Origin of the sequence: Algibacter lectus, from assembly GCF_900112395.1 — a bacterium.
Classification (GTDB): Bacteria; Bacteroidota; Bacteroidia; order Flavobacteriales; family Flavobacteriaceae; genus Algibacter; species Algibacter lectus.
In genome coordinates this window covers 483,180-501,091 of the sequence record NZ_FOLN01000003.1, presented here as the reverse complement: position 1 = coordinate 501,091, position 17,912 = coordinate 483,180, and the positions used below count along the sequence as shown (strand labels likewise).

17 protein-coding genes are annotated in these 17,912 nt (G+C 34.2%); 8 read left to right on the top strand and 9 right to left on the bottom strand.

Translation table 11 applies throughout. The annotated features are described in order from the left end of the window. The first annotated feature begins 19 nt into the window (after nucleotides 1–19). Nucleotides 20–1,471, top strand: coding sequence for a T9SS type A sorting domain-containing protein (locus BM246_RS07950; RefSeq protein ID WP_074936991.1), 1,452 nt, complete (start codon nucleotides 20–22; stop codon nucleotides 1,469–1,471). Between the two features lie 126 nt (nucleotides 1,472–1,597). After that, on the top strand, nucleotides 1,598–2,698 hold the full coding sequence (locus BM246_RS07945; RefSeq protein ID WP_074936988.1) for a DUF4407 domain-containing protein: 1,101 nt from the start codon (nucleotides 1,598–1,600) through the stop codon (nucleotides 2,696–2,698). 21 nt (nucleotides 2,699–2,719) lie between these two features. On the opposite strand, the gene BM246_RS07940 is transcribed toward BM246_RS07945, so the two are convergent. Continuing rightward, entirely contained in the window at nucleotides 2,720–2,998 is a 279-nt protein-coding gene (locus tag BM246_RS07940) for a hypothetical protein (RefSeq protein WP_042502581.1), read from the bottom strand. Nucleotides 2,999–3,321: 323 nt separating this feature from the next. Between BM246_RS07940 and BM246_RS07935 the strand changes: the two genes are divergently transcribed. Then, on the top strand, nucleotides 3,322–3,750 hold the full coding sequence (locus BM246_RS07935) for a YybH family protein (RefSeq protein ID WP_074936985.1): 429 nt from the start codon (nucleotides 3,322–3,324) through the stop codon (nucleotides 3,748–3,750). Between the two features lie 33 nt (nucleotides 3,751–3,783). Here BM246_RS07935 and BM246_RS07930 read toward each other — a convergent pair whose 3' ends face one another. Continuing rightward, nucleotides 3,784–4,080 (bottom strand): thioredoxin family protein, encoded by a 297-nt coding sequence (locus BM246_RS07930; RefSeq protein WP_042496585.1) that lies wholly within the window; start codon nucleotides 4,078–4,080, stop codon nucleotides 3,784–3,786. 121 nt (nucleotides 4,081–4,201) lie between these two features. Then, the gene (locus BM246_RS07925; protein WP_074937177.1) at nucleotides 4,202–5,437 is read right to left on the bottom strand and encodes a metallophosphoesterase; all 1,236 of its coding nucleotides are present in this window, start codon (nucleotides 5,435–5,437) and stop codon (nucleotides 4,202–4,204) included. Nucleotides 5,438–5,716: 279 nt separating this feature from the next. On the opposite strand from BM246_RS07925, the gene polA reads away from it, so the two are divergent. The 3 genes from polA to BM246_RS07910 are packed head-to-tail and all read left to right on the top strand — an operon-like array spanning nucleotide 5,717 to nucleotide 9,263. Further along, the gene (gene polA, locus BM246_RS07920) at nucleotides 5,717–8,560 is read left to right on the top strand and encodes a DNA polymerase I (RefSeq protein ID WP_074936983.1); all 2,844 of its coding nucleotides are present in this window, start codon (nucleotides 5,717–5,719) and stop codon (nucleotides 8,558–8,560) included. A 46-nt stretch (nucleotides 8,561–8,606) separates the two neighbouring features. Further along, nucleotides 8,607–8,855: a hypothetical protein gene (locus BM246_RS07915; protein ID WP_074936980.1), complete on the top strand. Its 249-nt coding sequence runs from the start codon at nucleotides 8,607–8,609 to the stop codon at nucleotides 8,853–8,855. Nucleotides 8,856–8,867: 12 nt separating this feature from the next. After that, nucleotides 8,868–9,263: a (deoxy)nucleoside triphosphate pyrophosphohydrolase gene (locus BM246_RS07910; RefSeq protein WP_074936978.1), complete on the top strand. Its 396-nt coding sequence runs from the start codon at nucleotides 8,868–8,870 to the stop codon at nucleotides 9,261–9,263. Here the strand turns inward: BM246_RS07910 and BM246_RS07905 are convergent. Next, on the bottom strand, nucleotides 9,258–11,222 hold the full coding sequence (locus BM246_RS07905) for a DUF2075 domain-containing protein (protein ID WP_074936976.1): 1,965 nt from the start codon (nucleotides 11,220–11,222) through the stop codon (nucleotides 9,258–9,260). The two genes, BM246_RS07910 and BM246_RS07905, sit on opposite strands and share 6 nt — an antisense overlap. Continuing rightward, complete coding sequence (locus tag BM246_RS07900) at nucleotides 11,223–11,492, bottom strand: helix-turn-helix domain-containing protein (protein WP_074936973.1); 270 nt, start codon at nucleotides 11,490–11,492, stop codon at nucleotides 11,223–11,225. It lies immediately after the preceding gene. An 85-nt stretch (nucleotides 11,493–11,577) separates the two neighbouring features. On the opposite strand from BM246_RS07900, the gene BM246_RS07895 reads away from it, so the two are divergent. Together BM246_RS07895 and BM246_RS19950 are read left to right on the top strand one after the other, a co-directional pair. Next, entirely contained in the window at nucleotides 11,578–11,772 is a 195-nt protein-coding gene (locus tag BM246_RS07895) for a hypothetical protein (protein ID WP_139221868.1), read from the top strand. Between the two features lie 223 nt (nucleotides 11,773–11,995). Further along, entirely contained in the window at nucleotides 11,996–12,142 is a 147-nt protein-coding gene (locus BM246_RS19950; protein ID WP_159018502.1) for a hypothetical protein, read from the top strand. Between the two features lie 11 nt (nucleotides 12,143–12,153). On the opposite strand, the gene BM246_RS07890 is transcribed toward BM246_RS19950, so the two are convergent. The 4 genes from BM246_RS07890 to BM246_RS07875 form a co-directional block, all read right to left on the bottom strand. Beyond that, nucleotides 12,154–12,960 (bottom strand): hypothetical protein, encoded by an 807-nt coding sequence (locus BM246_RS07890; protein WP_074936969.1) that lies wholly within the window; start codon nucleotides 12,958–12,960, stop codon nucleotides 12,154–12,156. 74 nt (nucleotides 12,961–13,034) lie between these two features. Beyond that, nucleotides 13,035–14,987 (bottom strand): YgiQ family radical SAM protein, encoded by a 1,953-nt coding sequence (locus BM246_RS07885; protein ID WP_074936967.1) that lies wholly within the window; start codon nucleotides 14,985–14,987, stop codon nucleotides 13,035–13,037. A 176-nt stretch (nucleotides 14,988–15,163) separates the two neighbouring features. After that, nucleotides 15,164–15,853: a hypothetical protein gene (locus BM246_RS07880; protein ID WP_074936964.1), complete on the bottom strand. Its 690-nt coding sequence runs from the start codon at nucleotides 15,851–15,853 to the stop codon at nucleotides 15,164–15,166. Between the two features lie 299 nt (nucleotides 15,854–16,152). Continuing rightward, nucleotides 16,153–17,784 (bottom strand): ABC-F family ATP-binding cassette domain-containing protein, encoded by a 1,632-nt coding sequence (locus BM246_RS07875; protein ID WP_074936961.1) that lies wholly within the window; start codon nucleotides 17,782–17,784, stop codon nucleotides 16,153–16,155. Nucleotides 17,785–17,912 lie beyond the last annotated feature (128 nt).

The following is a 17,912-nucleotide window of genomic DNA, read 5'->3' as shown; positions in this document are numbered from 1 at the left end:
AACTCAAAATTTTTAAATTATGAAAAAACAATTACTCTCACTTGTCGTCATTTTAGGCGCCTTAATTTCAAATGCCCAAGTAACATTAGTTAAAGAAATTAACGACGCGGGATCTTCTAATTCTAGCCCTACAAACCTTACTGTGCATAATGGCCAAATATTTTTTGCAGCCGATGATTCCAACGGTTCAAACACACCAGGTGGTGCTGATTTAGGAAAAGAACTTTGGGTTACCGATGGTACCAGCACAGGAACCTCTTTTGTTAAAGACATAAAAACTGGCTCATCTGGATCTAACCCTTTCAACCTATTTTCTTTTAATAACAAATTTTATTTCACAGCTTTCGATACAAGTTCAGAATTATGGACATCTGATGGTACTGAAACAGGAACTACTAAAGTAGATATCATGCCTTCCATTACAGGCGAAGCACCACAACGTTTCGTTGAACTCGATGGTTTAGCATATTTTACAGTAGGTGGCCAACCCGGAAGTACCTCAGCCGAAACCGCTAATAAATTAGTGCAATGGGATGGTATAAATGATGCCGTACAAGTTGCAGATGTTGGTTTGGGCTTCGAATCGATTTTACAAAACATGATTGTATTTAACAATCAAATTTTCATGTACATGAATTACTCTACAGATGATGCTACGGTTGGAAATGAACTATATGCATATAACCCCACAGCAGATACTTTTTCGCTAATTAAAGATATCGACACCGGAACAGGAGACTCAAGTATTAGCAACTTTACTATATTGGGCAGTACACTATATTTTGAAGCAGATAACGCACTATGGAAAACCGATGGAACCACAGCTGGAACTCTTGCTGTAGCATCTGCATCTACTCTTGCTGGTATTGCAAATTTATACGCTTGGAATAATCTATTGTTTTTTGAAGGAGATGATGCCTCAAACGGCGACCAACTTTATGTTTACAATCCAACTTTAGATACAGTAACAAACATTAGCAACATATCAGGGAGTAACAATGACCATAACCCTAGTGATTTTGCAGCATACAACGGTTATTTATATTACAGCGGGTCGAGTTCTACTAGTTCAAACAAATATTTATTTAGAACTGATGGTGTAACCGTATCGCAAATAGACGCTACCATTAAAGATATAGATGAAATAACGTTGCTAGGAGATGTTCTCTATTTTGAAGGTGATAATGGAACTACAGGAAATGAACTTTACAGTTTAGATCCTTCAACACTATCTGTGGCTAATGCTAAAGCAGAAATAATTAGCCTCTACCCAAACCCTACTTCAGATTACGTTATGGTACCATCAAGTTTAGTAAATACAAATTATACTATTCATGATATTACAGGAAAACAGGTCGCTCAAGGACTTATTTCTTCAGAAAAAATTGAATTGAATTTAAAAAGCGGCATGTATTTATTAAATATAAAAACAGACCTAAGTAGCATTACAAAAAAGGTTGTGGTAAAGTAATTAATAGCAAATTATCTATTCCATACTTTGAAAGCCTCGTTAATTCGAGGCTTTTTTTATACAATTTTGTAACAAAACACCTGCTTTAACGTTCTAATAGTCAATCAATCAAAAATCAATCACATTATGCTAAAGCAATTCTTCATCATTTGCTCTGGCGCCGACACCGATATTCTAGAGCAATGCTCTAAGGGTGAACAAAATAAATATGCGGGCATTGGCGCAACCGTTTTTTTTACTGCACTCATGGCTTTTATAGCTGCCAGTTATGCACTCTACACTGTTTTCGACAATTACTACGCTGCCATTGGCTTCGGTTTTATTTGGGGATTACTTATTTTTAATTTAGACCGTTACATAGTTTCTACAATCAAGAAAACCGGTCGCTTTTTAGACGAGTTACTTCAAGCTACACCAAGAATTATGCTTGCTGTAATTATAGCCATTGTCATTTCTAAGCCTTTAGAATTAAAGATTTTTGAAAAAGAAATTAATCAGGTTTTATTAGAACAGAAAAACGATTTAACCTTAGCCAATCAAAATCAAATATTAGCACAATTTAATCCAGAAATAACTGCTCTAGAAACAGACATAACAACTCTAGAAAGCGAGGTTATCAATAAAGAAGTTGAGGTTAATGCGCTTTACAATACTTACATCTCAGAGGCCGAAGGCACAGCAGGAACTAATCGCTTAGGCAAAGGCCCTGTTTATAAAGAAAAAAGAGAAAAGCACGATGCTTTACTTGCCGAACTTCAGCAATTAAAATTAGAAAATAAAGAGAAAAAAGCAGATTTAGAGCAACAGATTGCTACTCTAAAAACAAATTACCAATTACAGGTTGACACTACGCAACCTGTAATTAATAATTTTGATGGATTAATGGCGCGTGTAAACGCTCTAGGCACCCTATCATGGATGCCATCCTTTTTTATATTCTTGTTATTTTTAGCAATAGAAACTTCACCCATTTTCGCGAAACTATTATCGCCAAAAGGGCCTTACGATTTTAAATTAGAAGATCTAGAAATGGCTATTAAAACCCATGTTCTTCAAAATAAAAATCAACGAGAAGCTCTACTAAAAACAGATAACGCCATTAACGACCGTGTTTATGCCGATTTAAAAACCGAAGATGAACTTTACACCTATAAACGCAAAAAAACTAGAGAGCTTATGCAATTACAAGCCGATGCTTTTTTCAAACATCAAAAGAACATTTTATAGTTTGTGGCCTAACACAAGACATTATGCAGCCGCATTGGATTTAAAATGATTATATAAATCTTTACTACCAAAACCAATAATAGCCATACTTTTATTTTTGGCTACGGCTTCGTTATGTAATTCTGTTAAAGCTTTTACACCGTGACGATCCATACTTTTAACATCTTCTATACTGATGGTAAGTGTACTTAAACGGTTAAAAATATCTTGAAATTCATTTTTAAATACAGATAAACTCTTTTTATTTAGTTCACCTTTAATTTTGAAAAAATTGTTGCAGTTTGTAATACGTAATTCCATAATAAGTTAATTTTTTAGTTAGACAATAAATCTGAGGGAAACATAATCAATTGATTATGAGTTAAAAGTATATTATTAAAGAGTTACTGGAAGAATTTTTTCGATTAAAAGAATTCATCCTTGGACGAAAAATAATTACGTGTCAATTTAACCGATGAACAACCTACTTAAAACATCATTCTAAAACAAAAACATCAAAATACAGCAAGAACTCGAACCTCTTGTTAGTACTTTAACTAAATTTCATTATCATAACCCCATTTTCCATTCCCGTTTTAATTTCGGCATAGATTTGGTATCAAAATTTTTATATAAATTGCAACATGAAAAAACTCGTTCTACTCATCTGTCTTATTTTAGCTTTTAATAGCTATTCACAAAACGAAGAAAAAGATATAAAAGCCATTAATAAAGTTTTAAAAGCACAGCGTATTGCTTGGTCTAAGCATGACTTAGATGGCTATATGGAAGGCTACTGGAAAAGCGATTCTCTAAAATTTTACGGTAAAAACGGCATCACTTACGGTTGGGAAGACACTTTTGATCGTTACGAAAAAAGCTATCCAACCAAAGATCATACGGGGACTTTAAGCTTTAAAATAAACGACATTACTAAAATAAGTGCAGATGCTTATTATGTACTTGGTGAGTTTCACTTAAAGCGAGAAGTTGGCAATGCAGACGGTATTTTCATGCTTATTTTCAAGCGCATCAATGGCGAGTGGAAAATTGTTGCAGACACCTCGTGCTAAACTTGCCAAAACAGCAAAATATCACCTCACTTATTACAAATATTCTTCTATAATACTAATAAGTGCATTTGCATCTTGCGTTCCGGTATGGCGCCATTTCATTTCACCATCTTTATAAACTATTAAAGTTGGCAGGCCTTTTACGCGTAGCGCTTCTGTTAATTCTTGGTTTTTTTCGACATCAATTTTTATCACCTTAGCTTTATCGCCCAAGGCAGCTGCTACATCGTGTAAAACGTCGTGCATCGCTTTAGATGGCTCACTCTCCTCTGCAAAAAAATCTAGCAGTACAGGTATATTAACATCGATAAGTTCCCCAAATTTTGACATATTATAAAGTTTTTTTGTCTATTTAATAGTTTTCTAATTGGATAGAAAATCGTGATTAAAAATTCTATTTGATTATTATAAATATAAACAATTTAAGATAAACAGCAACAACAAAGGCTGTTTAAACCGGTTCGGCACCTTTCTTAAGTTCTATTACCGTTATTTCTGGCCAAATACCAATACGTCCCGGGAAAGCTAAATAACCAAAACCACGGTTTACGTTTATGTACTGTCCCATTTCTTTGTAAATACCGGCCCAATATTTATAGCGCCATTTTACCGGACTCCATTTAAACCAACCCGGAATTTCAATTCCAAATTGCATACCGTGTGTGTGTCCGCTTAGCGTTAAATGATAATGATAATCATCGTCAATCACCTTTTTCTCCCAGTGTGATGGATCGTGACTCATTAAAATTTTAAAATCGTTTTTATCAATAGTAGCGGCTGCTTTGTGCAAATCGCCTGCAGTTTTAAAACCACCAGCACCCCAGTTTTCAACACCCACTAAAGCAATACGTTCACCATTTTTTTCAAGATATTTACTTTCGTTCAGTAAAAGGTTAAACCCTATTTCTTTTTGTAAAGCCTTTAAATCTTCAAGGTTTTGGTGTTTCGCTTCATCCGATTCCCAATTAACATAATCGCCATAATCGTGATTTCCTAATACAGAGTACAAGCCATCTTTAGCTTTCAATTTATTAAAAACCGTTTTGTAAGGCACCAATTCTTCAGCTTTATTATTTACAATATCACCAGTAAATAAAATCACATCACTGTCCTGTTCGTTAATCAAATCTACAGCATATTTCACCTTTTCCATATTATCGAAACTTCCAGAATGGATATCACTAATCTGCGTTAGTTTATAACCATCAAAAGCAGCTGGTAAATCTTCAAAATGTAATGTATATTTTAAAACTTTATAATTATACCGTCCTTTATAAATACCATAAATTATAGAAGCCAACGGAATGGCAGCTACGCCTAAAGCAACTTTACTTATAAACTGGCGACGCGATGCAAAGTAGTTTCCTTTTGCAGCTTCGCCTACCGTAAAATAACGATAAATAGCTTGTGGCACCCGAAAAACATCTTCAAAAAACACACCTAAAACCAGCACCATTTTTGGCACTAAAAGCGCTATAAAAAGTCCAACCGCATACGAGTGCGCATGTGTAAGGCCATTACGACGACTAAAGCCATAAAATTGAAACACAAAATTGCCAATAATTAATACCGTAATAACCCAATATAGTAGATGTATCCAGTTGTTTTTAACCACCGTTTTAAAGGCCTGAAAGGCGTAATAATCGGCAATAAGGAAAACAGCTAAAAATATAATCCAACGTAGCATATGCTCTTTTTTCATCAAAGATAATGGTATTACCAATTAATGCTTGCCATAGCAAATGGTTTTAACGAATTGTTAAGAGTCTTCATTTAAAACAAACCACCAATATTTTATTGACAAAATGCGACGTTATTATCTAGAGTTTCAAAATAATTCTTGAAGTTTTAATTAAAATGAAAACGAGAATTTTCGACTAAAACATTTTAATGCGTTTAGAGTATTCAAACTTTAAATTATAACCATAACTTTTTGTAGTTTTGAAATTCTATCAAAATTTATAAAATGTCCGATAACAAACGCGTATTTCTAGTTGATGCTTTTGCATTAATTTTCCGTGGCTACTATGCCTTTATAAAGAACCCAAGAATAAACTCTAAAGGCACTGATACCTCAGCAATTTTAGGTTTTATGAACTCACTTTTAGACGTTATTAAACGTGAGCGACCAGACCATTTAGCCGTTTGTTTCGATAAAGGTGGTAGTGCAGACCGCGTAGAAATGTTCGAGGCTTACAAAGCCAATAGAGATGAAACTCCGGAAGCTATAAAAATTGCCGTACCTATTATCCAAGAGATTTTAAAAGCCATGCACATCCCTATTATGGTGAAAGCAGGTTTCGAGGCCGATGATGTTATTGGTACCCTAGCTAAACAAGCCGAAAAAGAAGGTTACCAAACTTTTATGGTAACTCCAGATAAAGATTTTGCGCAATTGGTTAGCGAAAATATATTTATGTATCGTCCTGTTTTTGGTGGCGGATACGAAACTTGGGGCATACCCGAAGTACAGAAAAAGTTTGAAGTTACCGACCCCTTACAAGTTATCGATTTTCTTGGCATGATGGGTGATGCCAGTGATAATATTCCAGGATTACCAGGCGTTGGCGAAAAAACAGCTAAAAAATTCTTGGCCGCTTATGGGTCTATGGAAAACCTTTTTGAACACACCCACGAGCTAAAAGGTAAAATGAAGGAGAAAATTGAAGCCAATAAAGAACTCGGTTTACTTTCTAAAAAATTAGCAACCATTATGCTGGATGTTCCGGTGGAATTTAATGCGAAAGATTTCGAATTAGATCAACCCGATATCCCGAAAGTTACAGAAATTTTCGAAGAGTTGGAGTTTAGACGCCTTATCGATAATTTCACCAAAACCTTTGCCGTTAAAACGGAAGATGCTTCTACCGAAACGGCAACTAAATCAACCGAAAACAAAGCCACGCCAAAAGAAGAAGCTTCGGCTGGTGCAGGTCAATTTTCGCTATTTGGTGGCGATCCGGCAAACGTAACCGAAGTGGTTACCGAGCATACCCGAAAAACAGCCGAAAACACCTCGCACTTTTACCAAAGTGTGGCCGAAGGTATGGGCACAAAATTGTTTCTTAAAAATTTAATGAGTCAAACCTCGGTGTGTTTTGATACCGAAACCACAGGCTTAAACCCACTAACCGCAGAATTGGTTGGTATTTCATTTTCATGGGAAACAGGAAAAGGATTCTATTTACCGGTTCCGGAAGATAAAACCGAAGCCCAAGCTCTTATCGAGCAGGTGCGTCCGTTTTTTGAAAGCGAAAGCATCGAGAAAATCGGTCAGAATTTAAAATACGACATTAAAGTTCTTGCAAAATATAATATTGAAGTCCGCGGTAAACTTTTTGATACCATGCTGGCCCATTATCTTATTAATCCAGATATGCGCCACAATATGGATATCTTGGCCGAAACCTATTTAAACTACACGCCAATTTCCATTACCGAGCTTATTGGTAAAAAAGGAAAAAACCAATTATCTATGCGCGATGTGCCTCTGGAAAAACAAACGGAATACGCTGTTGAAGATGCCGATATTACCCTGCAACTCAAAGAACATTTTACAAACGAACTCGGCGAAGCCAATACTCAAAAATTATTCGATGAGATTGAAATCCCGTTACTTCGTGTGCTTGCCGCAATGGAATTAGAAGGGATTAATCTTGATAAAGATTTCCTTAATTCTTTAGCCGAAGCTTTAAATAACGATATTGAAACTTTAGAAAAAAGCATTTACGAAGCCGCTGGCGAAGAGTTTAATATTGCCTCGCCAAAGCAATTAGGTATCGTGCTTTTCGAAAAACTAAAACTGGTAGATAAACCTAAAAAAACCAAAACAGGACAATACGCTACAGGCGAAGATATTTTATCTTACCTCGCTAAAGATCATGCTATAATTCAAAATATTTTGGATTACCGTGGTTTAGCAAAACTGAAAAGCACTTACGTCGATGCCTTACCGCTACAAGTAGAACCATCTACAGGCCGTGTACATACCGATTACATGCAAACCGTTGCCGCTACAGGCCGTTTAAGCAGTAACAATCCCAACTTACAGAATATACCAATCCGTACCGAGCGTGGTCGCCAAGTGCGTAAAGCCTTTGTGCCAAGAAGTGAAGAGTACACGTTATTAGCTGCCGATTATAGCCAAATAGAATTACGTATTATTGCCGCTTTAAGTGAAGAAGAAACCATGATTTCTGCCTTTAAAAACGGTGAAGATATTCACGCTTCTACCGCATCGAAAGTATTTAATGTGCCTTTAGATGAAGTAACACGCGAGCAACGTAGCAACGCAAAAACCGTAAACTTCGGGATTATCTATGGAGTGTCTGCCTTTGGGTTAAGCAACCAAACCGATTTATCGCGAGGGGAAGCTAAAGAACTTATTGACACCTATTATGAAACTTACCCAAAACTACGTGCATACATGAGCGAGCAAGTCGATTTTGCACGCGATAATGGTTATGTGCAAACCGTTTTAGGCCGTCGTCGCTATTTAAAAGATATTAATTCTAGAAATGGCGTAGTACGTGGTGCCGCAGAACGTAATGCCGTAAACGCGCCTATACAAGGCTCTGCTGCCGATATTATTAAAATTGCCATGATTAATATTTTTAACAAACTTAATGCTGGTAATTTTAAAACCAAAATGCTTTTACAGGTGCATGATGAATTGGTTTTCGATGTGTACAAACCTGAACTCGAAAGCATAAAAACCTTAGTAAAAACCGAAATGGAAAATGCTTATACATTAGAAGTACCACTAGATGTTGAAATTGATACTGGGTTGAATTGGTTGGAGGCGCATTAGTGATATACTGTTAGTGCTTTTTAATATTTTAAGAAACTAGTTAAAAATGAATAAATTCGAAGCATTACATACTGAATACTTAAGACCATCAAGAACCATTGAAACAGTACTTGTTACAAATGAATGCCTAAGTGAAATTTTCTTTATTTATAATTATGAAGGTATTTCTTTTAGAGTATTCAAATCTCATTTAGATTTAATAAACTTTTTTCTAAATAAATCGGAAAGTAGTTTTCATTTTAATACTGAAGATGAACTTGATATCTTTTTATCCGAAGAAAAATTAGTAGCATAAAATAGTTATTTAATGAAAACCATCCTTGTAACTTGTGCTATCATTAAATTCAATGATAAAATTTTAGCAGTTCAAAGAAGTAAAACAATGAAACTTCCTTTAAAATGGGAATTCGCAGGAGGTAAAATTGAAGCAGGAGAATCTGAAATTGATTGTGTTAAAAGAGAAATATTTGAAGAATTAAATATTCAAATTGAAGTCAAAGAAAGGTTAACTCCTGTAATTCATCAATATTCGGATTTTAAAATAAAGCTGATTCCTTTTGTTGCTGAATATCTTTCATGTGAATTGAAATTAAAAGAACATTGTAGCTTTTTACTTGCTAATAAAAATGAATTGATTAATTTAGATTGGGCAGAGGCTGATTTGCCTGTTTTAAAGGAATACCTACTAAAGAAATCCTTATAACTCTTCAATTCCAATTTCTTTAAAATAACTATAAGTTTCATCATAAAAACTACTTGGTCTCGTATGGTCTATCTCTGAACCTTCAGGTATAAAAATAACCATTCCTTGTCTAGCTCTAGTTAACAAAACACGATAAGTGTTTTTAAGATAATCTCTATTAATCTCTTGATTAATATTCATCCATTTGCTTCCTCTAAAGTTTTGATGTTTCCATTTACCTTTATTAAGGTGAAAATTTGCTCCCCAAATTAAACAAGACCAATCTATTTCTAAACCTTGAATATCAAATTCTGTTGCTACATCTTCTAAAAAATTAGAAGACCTAACATCTGTATTCTCATTTAGGAACCAATTTGTAGCAGAAATTTCATTTTTCACATCAACACCAAGAAACCTTAACCTTCTCGCACCTGACGATGCTATCAAACCTGTTCTTTCTGAACCTTTAGCTTTATTTCTTAACCAGTTTTTAGCTTTAAGAAAATCTCTAGTAACATATATAGGAAAATCCTTTTGAGTTTCTAAATATAATTTTTGAGCATTTTCTGAATTAAGTTCTAAAAGCTCATAAACGAAAGAGGATAATTTTTCTGATCTAAATGAACGAACTGAAACTGATAAATGCAATTCTGACTGACTATTAGCATTTTCCTGTAGCCATTTTTTTTGAGTATCAGTTTTAATATAATTTGAACTATCTGTTATTAAATTAGAGTAATGTATATCCCAATTACTGTAATTATTCATAAAAGCATTTATCCATTCTTCTAAACCAGCTTCGCCTGTATTTATTTCTTGTCCACCACCAATTAAACAGACGATAGAACACCAATCAGTATGGCGATTCATAACATCAATAAGGAATTCTGGTTCAGACATAGAAAAATCCTCTTTGCCTTTTTTTCTTTTCATGAATGAAGACGTTTGCACTTTATTCCAAGCTCTTTGAGCTTCATCAAAAACAACGACTTTCTCAATTGGTTCTCCATCATCTTTCAAATACTCATCACGAAATTGATGAATATTCTGTATTAACTTTTTTGTTTCTCGTCTAGCGTTTTCTTTTGTTATAGGCTTATTAATATCCTTAGAAGACATAAACTTATCAATAGCTAATGCTTCACGTAAAACTTCTACTAAAGGACCATTTCCAGAAAGAAAAACAGCATGTTCATCTTTATCTACACTAGTTCTTTGATTTGAAATATTTAAGCCTGCTAAAGTCTTTCCAGCTCCTGGAACTCCTGTTACAAAACATATTGATTTTCTTCTGTTTTCTTTAGAGTTATCAATAACTTTATTTAAACAATCTGTAGTTTTTGTTAAATTTATTGCTCCTGAATCTGAACGAGATATTTCTTCTACTTTATGTCCTTTGTATAAAGCTTGAGCTGCTTCAACTATTGTTGGAGTTGGTTTATAAATTGAGCTTTCCCATGTATCAACTTCAATTTTCGGGTTTGAATCTTTGATGAATTTTTTAATAGTTTCTGATAAACCAAACTTATTACATTTAGCAACTTGATTCAAACTTACTACCTCCTCTAAATTAACATAATTAGTTTTAGCTTTTGTTGAAATTAAAACTGGTATTAATTTAGCGTAATGACTCCCTTCATGAAAATTTCTTAAATCTAGTGTATAATCTATTACTTGTGTTTCAGCATGTTTACCGTAAGATTCATCACCAACTTTAAACTCGACAACAAAAATACAATCATCAACTATAATTATATTATCTACTCTCTTTCCCATTCTCGGAATTGCGAATTCAAAATAAATTGAACCATTAATTCCTTTTAATTCCTCTTTAAGAATTTCAATCTGACTAACCCAAGCATTTTTTTGCAAATCCTCAAGAGAACGATTTGTATGGTTTAAGCTTAGCTGTCCTAAAATCGCGTTTGAATTCTCAGTTAAAAAACCTTGAATTGTATTACTATAGTATGCTCTTTTCATTTAATTATCAATTTTAAATTGATAATCATTAAAGCTTAGTTTTGGACTCTGATTTTCAAAATTCATCAATTCAGAAATATCCATTTCAAAAGCTTTCGAAAAGACAGCGATATTAGTAAGCGATATATTTCTCTCGCCCCTTTCAATCATGCCAATATAAGTTCTATGAAATCCTGTTTTGAAAGAAAGCTTTTCTTGGCTTAGTTTATTTTTAAGTCTTAAATCTCGAATTCTTTGCCCAAATTCTTTCAGAATAAATTTATTTACCATTAATCGAAACTATACTTATTGTATGTTAAAATCAACATACAATAAGTATCATTTAATTATCTTTGGTATTACTAAAAATAATCGAATGAAAAATTTAAATAAAAACCTTTATGCTATTTTTAAGAATGAAAAACATATGGAAAACGAACGAGGAGTTTCTAAAAAAGAAGCTATAAAATTATACTTGATTACTGCGGGGTATAGTAGTTTAATAAAAGAAATAGAATTAACTAAAAACTATTCTGCAGAAATAGCAATAAATGAAATTCATTACTACTAAAGACTTTTTATAAATAAAAAGCATAACATTTAGCTCATTATCCTTCAAACCAAAAACTATCAATTAAAATAGAAACCTAAAATCGACACCAAATAATCTATGGAAAGATGCCGCAAAACGTTCTATTGACTAAACAAAACTCCCAATCCAGTCAAAATAAATATTTATCAAGTCATTCAACAATGAACTTTATCCATAATTTGTTCTTAAAAAGATATAAATTATGATCATTACAAAAGTATTAGGACTTACAAGTACATTAACAAAGAGTAAAAAAGCTAAAATTGCAATTCTACTTATAGAAGTGGCTGTGTTAGCACATGCTGTAGCCACAAGAAAAGGGAAAACTCAGAAAAAATTAAAAAAGTAGAACGTTAGGCTTTAGTTTTTCCTAGCATCTAAATACTCCTTACACTTAATCGCAGGGTTTGTTTCTCGGTTAATAAAGGCATGCGTAGAGCTGCTTATAATTAAAATTGCAGCAGCAACTCCTGCAGTATAAGCTACAATGGTATTGGCGTCGCTATTAGCTACATAAATAGCAATTAGAGCCCAAGCACCAACAAGTGCAAACTCGCGCATGTTTCGTTTCCAGGTTACCATTAAGTTTATTATGGTCGCAATACCTATTAATGCGATAGTCCAAAATGTTGGCGATAAACCGAAACCATCCCAATTGTATTTTACTAAAACGGCCGATACATTTGCAATACTAGCCACGGTAATCCAGCCACTATAAATTACAAAGGGCCACCATAAAAATAGAATAACAGAAATTGGTTCGTCTACCAATTCCATCCTGTTTTTAAGCACAATTTGTAATAACGCAAATAGAATGATAAAGATAAATATGGAAGATATTAAGGTGTAACCGTAAATCCAGGTTACAATCCAGGCACAATTAGCAATGCAAGAGATTAGAAACCACCAACCTGTTTTTAAAATAAAATCGTCGTTTCTAACGTTTACAAATAGACTGCGACCTTGGTAAACAATAAACCCTAACAAGAGTAAATAGATTATTCCCCAAATGGAAAACGCATAACCTGCGGGAGTAAATAAGGTGTTATAATCTTTAGAAACTTCTCCTATGGTGGTGTTATTTAATAAACCTGTGTTAGACAAATAGTTCATTACAATAACACACACAAAAGCGACACCATTAATGATTTGTAATTGTTTTTTCATTGTAATAATATAACAAAAATAAAACGATTAGGAAATACTGTGTGCATAAATTCTACGGTTGCTAAACGTATAAATTAACGACGCTTCTTCTTACTTTTAAACTTCGCTTTGTTTTTACGCTTATTAAACGGCACAGCATCATCAAAGGTATGTTTAGCATCTCCAGTAGGTGTGTTTTTACGCCACTTCTCTGTTTTTTCGGGTAGTAACACTTTTAGTAAATCTTGACGCCCTAATTTGTTTAAAGTCTTTTTAATCCAGTCTTTATTTTCATCTTTATACCAGAAGAAAAAACGGTGTTGTTCGTCTTTCTCTTTTCTAGTAATAGGCGTATTTACTTTTTTAAGCGTGTATGGATGGTAACCACTGTAATAAATTACCGTAGCCACCGTCATTGGTGTTGGAGTAAACCCTTGTACTTGCTCTAACTGGAAACCCATATCTTTAGTTTCGGCAGCTAGGTTAGCCATATCTTCTACTTCACAAGCCGGATGATTCGATATAAAATAAGGAATTAACTGAAGTTTTAAACCTTTAGCAATATTAATTTTATCGAAACGCTCTTTAAACTTATGGAAATAAGAAAACGATGGTTTACGCATTAGTTTCAATACCGGATCACTAGTATGTTCTGGCGCTACTTTAAGTCGTCCGGAAACATGCTTCGTCATCACCTCTTCAGTATAATCATCTAACTCTTTCGGGTCGGCATTTTTATTAAATTCTGGCACCAACATATCGTGGCGAATTCCCGAACCAATAAATGATTTTTTTACTTTCGGATGACTATCAACAGCCTGATACAATTCGGTTAAAGGCTTGTGAGACGTATCTAAATTGCTACAAATTACTGGCGAAATACAACTAGGCGCCACACACTTGTCGCAAATAGATTGCACTTTCCCCTTCATTTGATACATGTTGGCACTTGGCCCACCAATATCAGACAAATACCCTTTAAAATCTGGCATATTAGCCACCGTATCTACTTCTTTTAAAATAGACTCTTTACTACGCGATGCAATAAATTTTCCTTGGTGTGCCGATATGGTACAGAAACTACAGCCTCCAAAACATCCACGGTGAATGTTAATGGAAAACTTTATCATTTCGAAAGCCGGAATAGGCCCACGTTTATTATATTTTGGATGTGGTAATCGTGTATATGGATAATCGAAAGAGGCATCAATCTCACTTTCCGTCATGGTTGGATATGGCGGATTAATCATCAAAGTTTTATCTCCAATTTTCTGAAAAATACGTCGCGCTGCCAATTTGTTGGACTCCTGCTCTATCACTTTAAAGTTAGATGCGTATTTTTTCTTATCCTTTAAACAAACTTCGTGCGAGGCTATTTCAACATCTTCCCAATTACTATTTTTTGGTATTTTTTCACCTTCATCTAAAAGTACAGCCGTTTGTAATACCGTATTTATACTTTTAAAAGGCACACCTTTTTCTAACAAACGCACCACTTCGCGCAAAGGTTGTTCGCCCATACCGTAAACCAACATATCGGCTTTTGAAGTTTCTAAAATAGAAGGTAATAACTTATCGCTCCAATAATCGTAATGTGTAACACGACGTAAAGATGCTTCAATACCACCAATTAAAACTGGAGTATCTGGCCATTTTTCCTTTAAAATTTTAGAATAAACGGTTGTTGCGTAATCCGGACGAAACCCAATATCACCATTTGGTGTATAAGCATCCTTATCACGACGTTTTTTATTCGCGTTATAATTGCTAATCATGGGGTCCATACAACCACCTGTAACACCAAAAAACATTTTTGGTTGTCCCATTTTTACAAAATCCTGAAGATTATCGTTTACATTGGGTTGCGGTACAATAGCGACACGCAAACCAAAACTCTCTAGCATACGCCCAATAACTGCAGGCCCAAAAGTTGGATGATCTACATAAGCATCGCCACTAAATAAGATAACGTCTAGCGCTTCCCATCCGCGTATTTTCACCTCTTTGTTTGTGGTAGGTAACCAATCCGAAAGTTTTAAATCTTGCATAACGCTGCAAAAATAAGCAAAAATAGCCGCCTAAACATGATAACTCAATTAATTTGGGCGTTCCCCAAGGGTTGGGTGCTATTCGTTGGTTTGTATTGTGGATGTTGAACTTGTAGTTCTAGACATGAATTATAGCTTAAGCCTAAGTTGGCCTGCTTAAAACACATCAATTTAATCTATAAAGAAGACAACTCGTTACCAGCAGGTAGTGTTTTATTAAAATCTTTTACTGCTCCTGTATCATAAATCATCTCCTCGCTACGATCTAAGTATACGGCGTAAACAACTAACGTGTTTTTCTTTCCGATACGTGTTGTTAAATCTAGCTCGTTTTTTCTAATTAAAGCATCTTTACGTTTTTCTGTAAACACATTGTATTTACTAGAACTATACTTAAATGCTACGGTAGATTCTACACGATAAAACTTAATTTTTTTCTCTTTAACTTCTACTGGAGCTTCAGGAACTTCAACAACTTCTTCTACCGTTGGCTTTTTTTCTTGAAGCACAGCAACTTCTGCCGCTTCGGTAGTTTCGTAATTTTCGCTTGAACTTAAACCTACAATATCTAAATTGAACACTTTAACATCGCCATTTACATAAACCATTGCCGTATATACACCTGTTTTAACTTGGTCTAAATCGATGGCAATACTTTTTGCTTGGTTTCGATATACGCGTTGTTCTGAAGTTTCTTTATTATACAAAAGCACCTTATTGATAACGTATTTAGAATCTCTTAAACCTAATGTATTATCTGTAATAGTTTGCCCTAAATTTAAAGAGGCGTGTATGTTGGGTTGCAGTTTACTTTGTGCATTTAAACCGAATGTAAATAGCGCAAAAGCGATTAATATTTTGTTCATAACGTTAAGTTTCTGGTTGAACTTCCTTTTAAATTCTTAGATCTTGAGGGGGATTATCTTAATCTTTAAACCATAACATGCTGTCAAATTATTGAATTAAGAGTATTACCACCTAATCGTTGCAGATATGCTATAATTATACTGCAAAGATAATTTGAAAAGGAAACTTGAAAAAATGGTTTAGAAGTAAAAACCTTTTTTTTAGATGAAGCAATAAAAAATTAGGTTAATCGACTTAAAAGACAAGAAAACTAAATTTTGCCTTTAGACGAAATAACTATAAAATAAGATAAACAGAACTACAAATCGATAGCTTTTAGGCTTTCTATCCTGTTTCTAACCAAGAAATCGTCAATTGTTTCAAAATGTTCAATAACACGTTTTTCTTTAAATTCGAATACTTTGTTTGATAACCCTTGTAGAAAATCTCTATCATGCGACACCAGAATAAGCGTGCCATCAAAATCTTGTAATGCTTCTTTTAAAACATCTTTCGATTTTAAATCTAAGTGATTTGTAGGTTCATCGAGAATAAGCAAGTTAACCGGTTCTAGCAAAAGTTTCACCATGGCTAATCTTGTTTTTTCGCCACCAGAAAGCACACTTACTTTTTTATCGATATCATCGCCTTTAAACATAAAACGACCTAAAATATTTTTAATTTGTGTACGCACATCGCCTTTAGCGACCTCGTCTACGGTTTGAAAAATGGTTAATTCTTCGTCTAACAAAGCGGCTTGGTTTTGGGCAAAGTACCCAACCTTTACATTATGCCCTAAGCTACATTCGCCTTCTACATCAATTTCGCCTAAAATAGCTTTAATCATGGTAGATTTACCTTCACCATTTCGACCTACAAAACATACTTTTTCACCACGTGCAATAGACATATTAGCATTATTAAATACCACATGCTCGCCGTAAAATTTCGAAACATCTTTAACCGTAACCGGATAATCGCCAGAACGCTGCGTTTTTGGAAAACGTAATTTTAAAGCCGATGTATCAATATCATCCACTTCAATAATTTCTAATTTTTCCAACATACGCTCACGCGATGTTACTTGGTTGGTTTTAGAAAACGTACCCTTAAAACGATCTATAAACGCTTGGTTATCGGCAATAAAACGCTGTTGCTCTTGGTAAGCCTTTATTTGATGTGCACGCCTATCTTCTCGCAATTGCAAGTAATGTGTGTAGTTGGCTTTATAATCATAAATGCGCCCCATAGTGACTTCTATGGTGCGGTTTGTAATATTATCAATAAAGGCTTTATCGTGAGATATAACGACTACGGCTTTAGCTTTGTTCAGTAAAAAATCTTCTAACCAAATTACAGATTCGATATCGATGTGGTTGGTAGGCTCATCTAACAATATAAGGTCCGGTTTCTGTAGTAAAATTTTAGCTAATTCTATACGCATACGCCATCCACCACTAAATTCGTTGGTGTTTCTGGTAAAATCTTCCTGCTTAAAACCTAAACCTTTTAATGCTTTTTCAACTTCAGCATCATAATTTACATCTTCTAGAGCATAATATTTTTCACCTAAATCGGATACACGCTCAATAATTTTCATGTACTCGTCCGATTCGTAATCTGTACGTGTTTCCAATTGTTTATTTAAACCTTCCATTTCGTCACGCATGGTGTACACGTGGCTAAACGCTTTAGAAGCTTCATCGAAAACGGTAGTATCATCTTCAGTTAATAAATGCTGTGGTAAATAAGCAATAATAGCTTCTTTTGGGCAACGTACATGTCCGCGAGTAGATTTCTGCACACCAGCAATAATTTTCATCATGGTTGATTTTCCAGCACCATTTTTCCCCATTAAGGCAATTTTATCATTTTCATTAATAGTAAACGATACATCACTAAACAGTGTGGTTCCACTAAATTCTACGGCTAAATTATCAACTGAAATCATATTATATGTATAAGAATGCGCAAAACTAACAAAAGAGATTCATTAGAAAACATAATAATTTCAAAATTTATTGAATTAAAGCCCTTCACCTAACAACATAAAAACAAATGATTTACACAAAAAAACAT

What these genes read in the sequence shown, in the direction of transcription:
- BM246_RS07945 (WP_074936988.1), top strand. Translation starts at nt 1,598, where the DNA reads ATGCTAAAGCAATTCTTCATCATTTGCTCTGGCGCCGACACCGATATT.
- BM246_RS07890 (WP_074936969.1), bottom strand. Translation starts at nt 12,960, where the DNA reads ATGAAAAAACAATTACAAATCATTAATGGTGTCGCTTTTGTGTGTGTT.
- BM246_RS07910 (WP_074936978.1), top strand. Translation starts at nt 8,868, where the DNA reads ATGAAAACCATCCTTGTAACTTGTGCTATCATTAAATTCAATGATAAA.
- polA (WP_074936983.1), top strand. Translation starts at nt 5,717, where the DNA reads ATGTCCGATAACAAACGCGTATTTCTAGTTGATGCTTTTGCATTAATT.
- BM246_RS07930 (WP_042496585.1), bottom strand. Translation starts at nt 4,080, where the DNA reads ATGTCAAAATTTGGGGAACTTATCGATGTTAATATACCTGTACTGCTA.
- BM246_RS07925 (WP_074937177.1), bottom strand. Translation starts at nt 5,437, where the DNA reads ATGCTACGTTGGATTATATTTTTAGCTGTTTTCCTTATTGCCGATTAT.
- BM246_RS19950 (WP_159018502.1), top strand. Translation starts at nt 11,996, where the DNA reads ATGATCATTACAAAAGTATTAGGACTTACAAGTACATTAACAAAGAGT.
- BM246_RS07895 (WP_139221868.1), top strand. Translation starts at nt 11,578, where the DNA reads ATGAAAAATTTAAATAAAAACCTTTATGCTATTTTTAAGAATGAAAAA.
- BM246_RS07905 (WP_074936976.1), bottom strand. Translation starts at nt 11,222, where the DNA reads ATGAAAAGAGCATACTATAGTAATACAATTCAAGGTTTTTTAACTGAG.
- BM246_RS07880 (WP_074936964.1), bottom strand. Translation starts at nt 15,853, where the DNA reads ATGAACAAAATATTAATCGCTTTTGCGCTATTTACATTCGGTTTAAAT.
- BM246_RS07875 (WP_074936961.1), bottom strand. Translation starts at nt 17,784, where the DNA reads ATGATTTCAGTTGATAATTTAGCCGTAGAATTTAGTGGAACCACACTG.
- BM246_RS07935 (WP_074936985.1), top strand. Translation starts at nt 3,322, where the DNA reads ATGAAAAAACTCGTTCTACTCATCTGTCTTATTTTAGCTTTTAATAGC.
- BM246_RS07900 (WP_074936973.1), bottom strand. Translation starts at nt 11,492, where the DNA reads ATGGTAAATAAATTTATTCTGAAAGAATTTGGGCAAAGAATTCGAGAT.
- BM246_RS07885 (WP_074936967.1), bottom strand. Translation starts at nt 14,987, where the DNA reads ATGCAAGATTTAAAACTTTCGGATTGGTTACCTACCACAAACAAAGAG.
- BM246_RS07940 (WP_042502581.1), bottom strand. Translation starts at nt 2,998, where the DNA reads ATGGAATTACGTATTACAAACTGCAACAATTTTTTCAAAATTAAAGGT.
- BM246_RS07950 (WP_074936991.1), top strand. Translation starts at nt 20, where the DNA reads ATGAAAAAACAATTACTCTCACTTGTCGTCATTTTAGGCGCCTTAATT.
- BM246_RS07915 (WP_074936980.1), top strand. Translation starts at nt 8,607, where the DNA reads ATGAATAAATTCGAAGCATTACATACTGAATACTTAAGACCATCAAGA.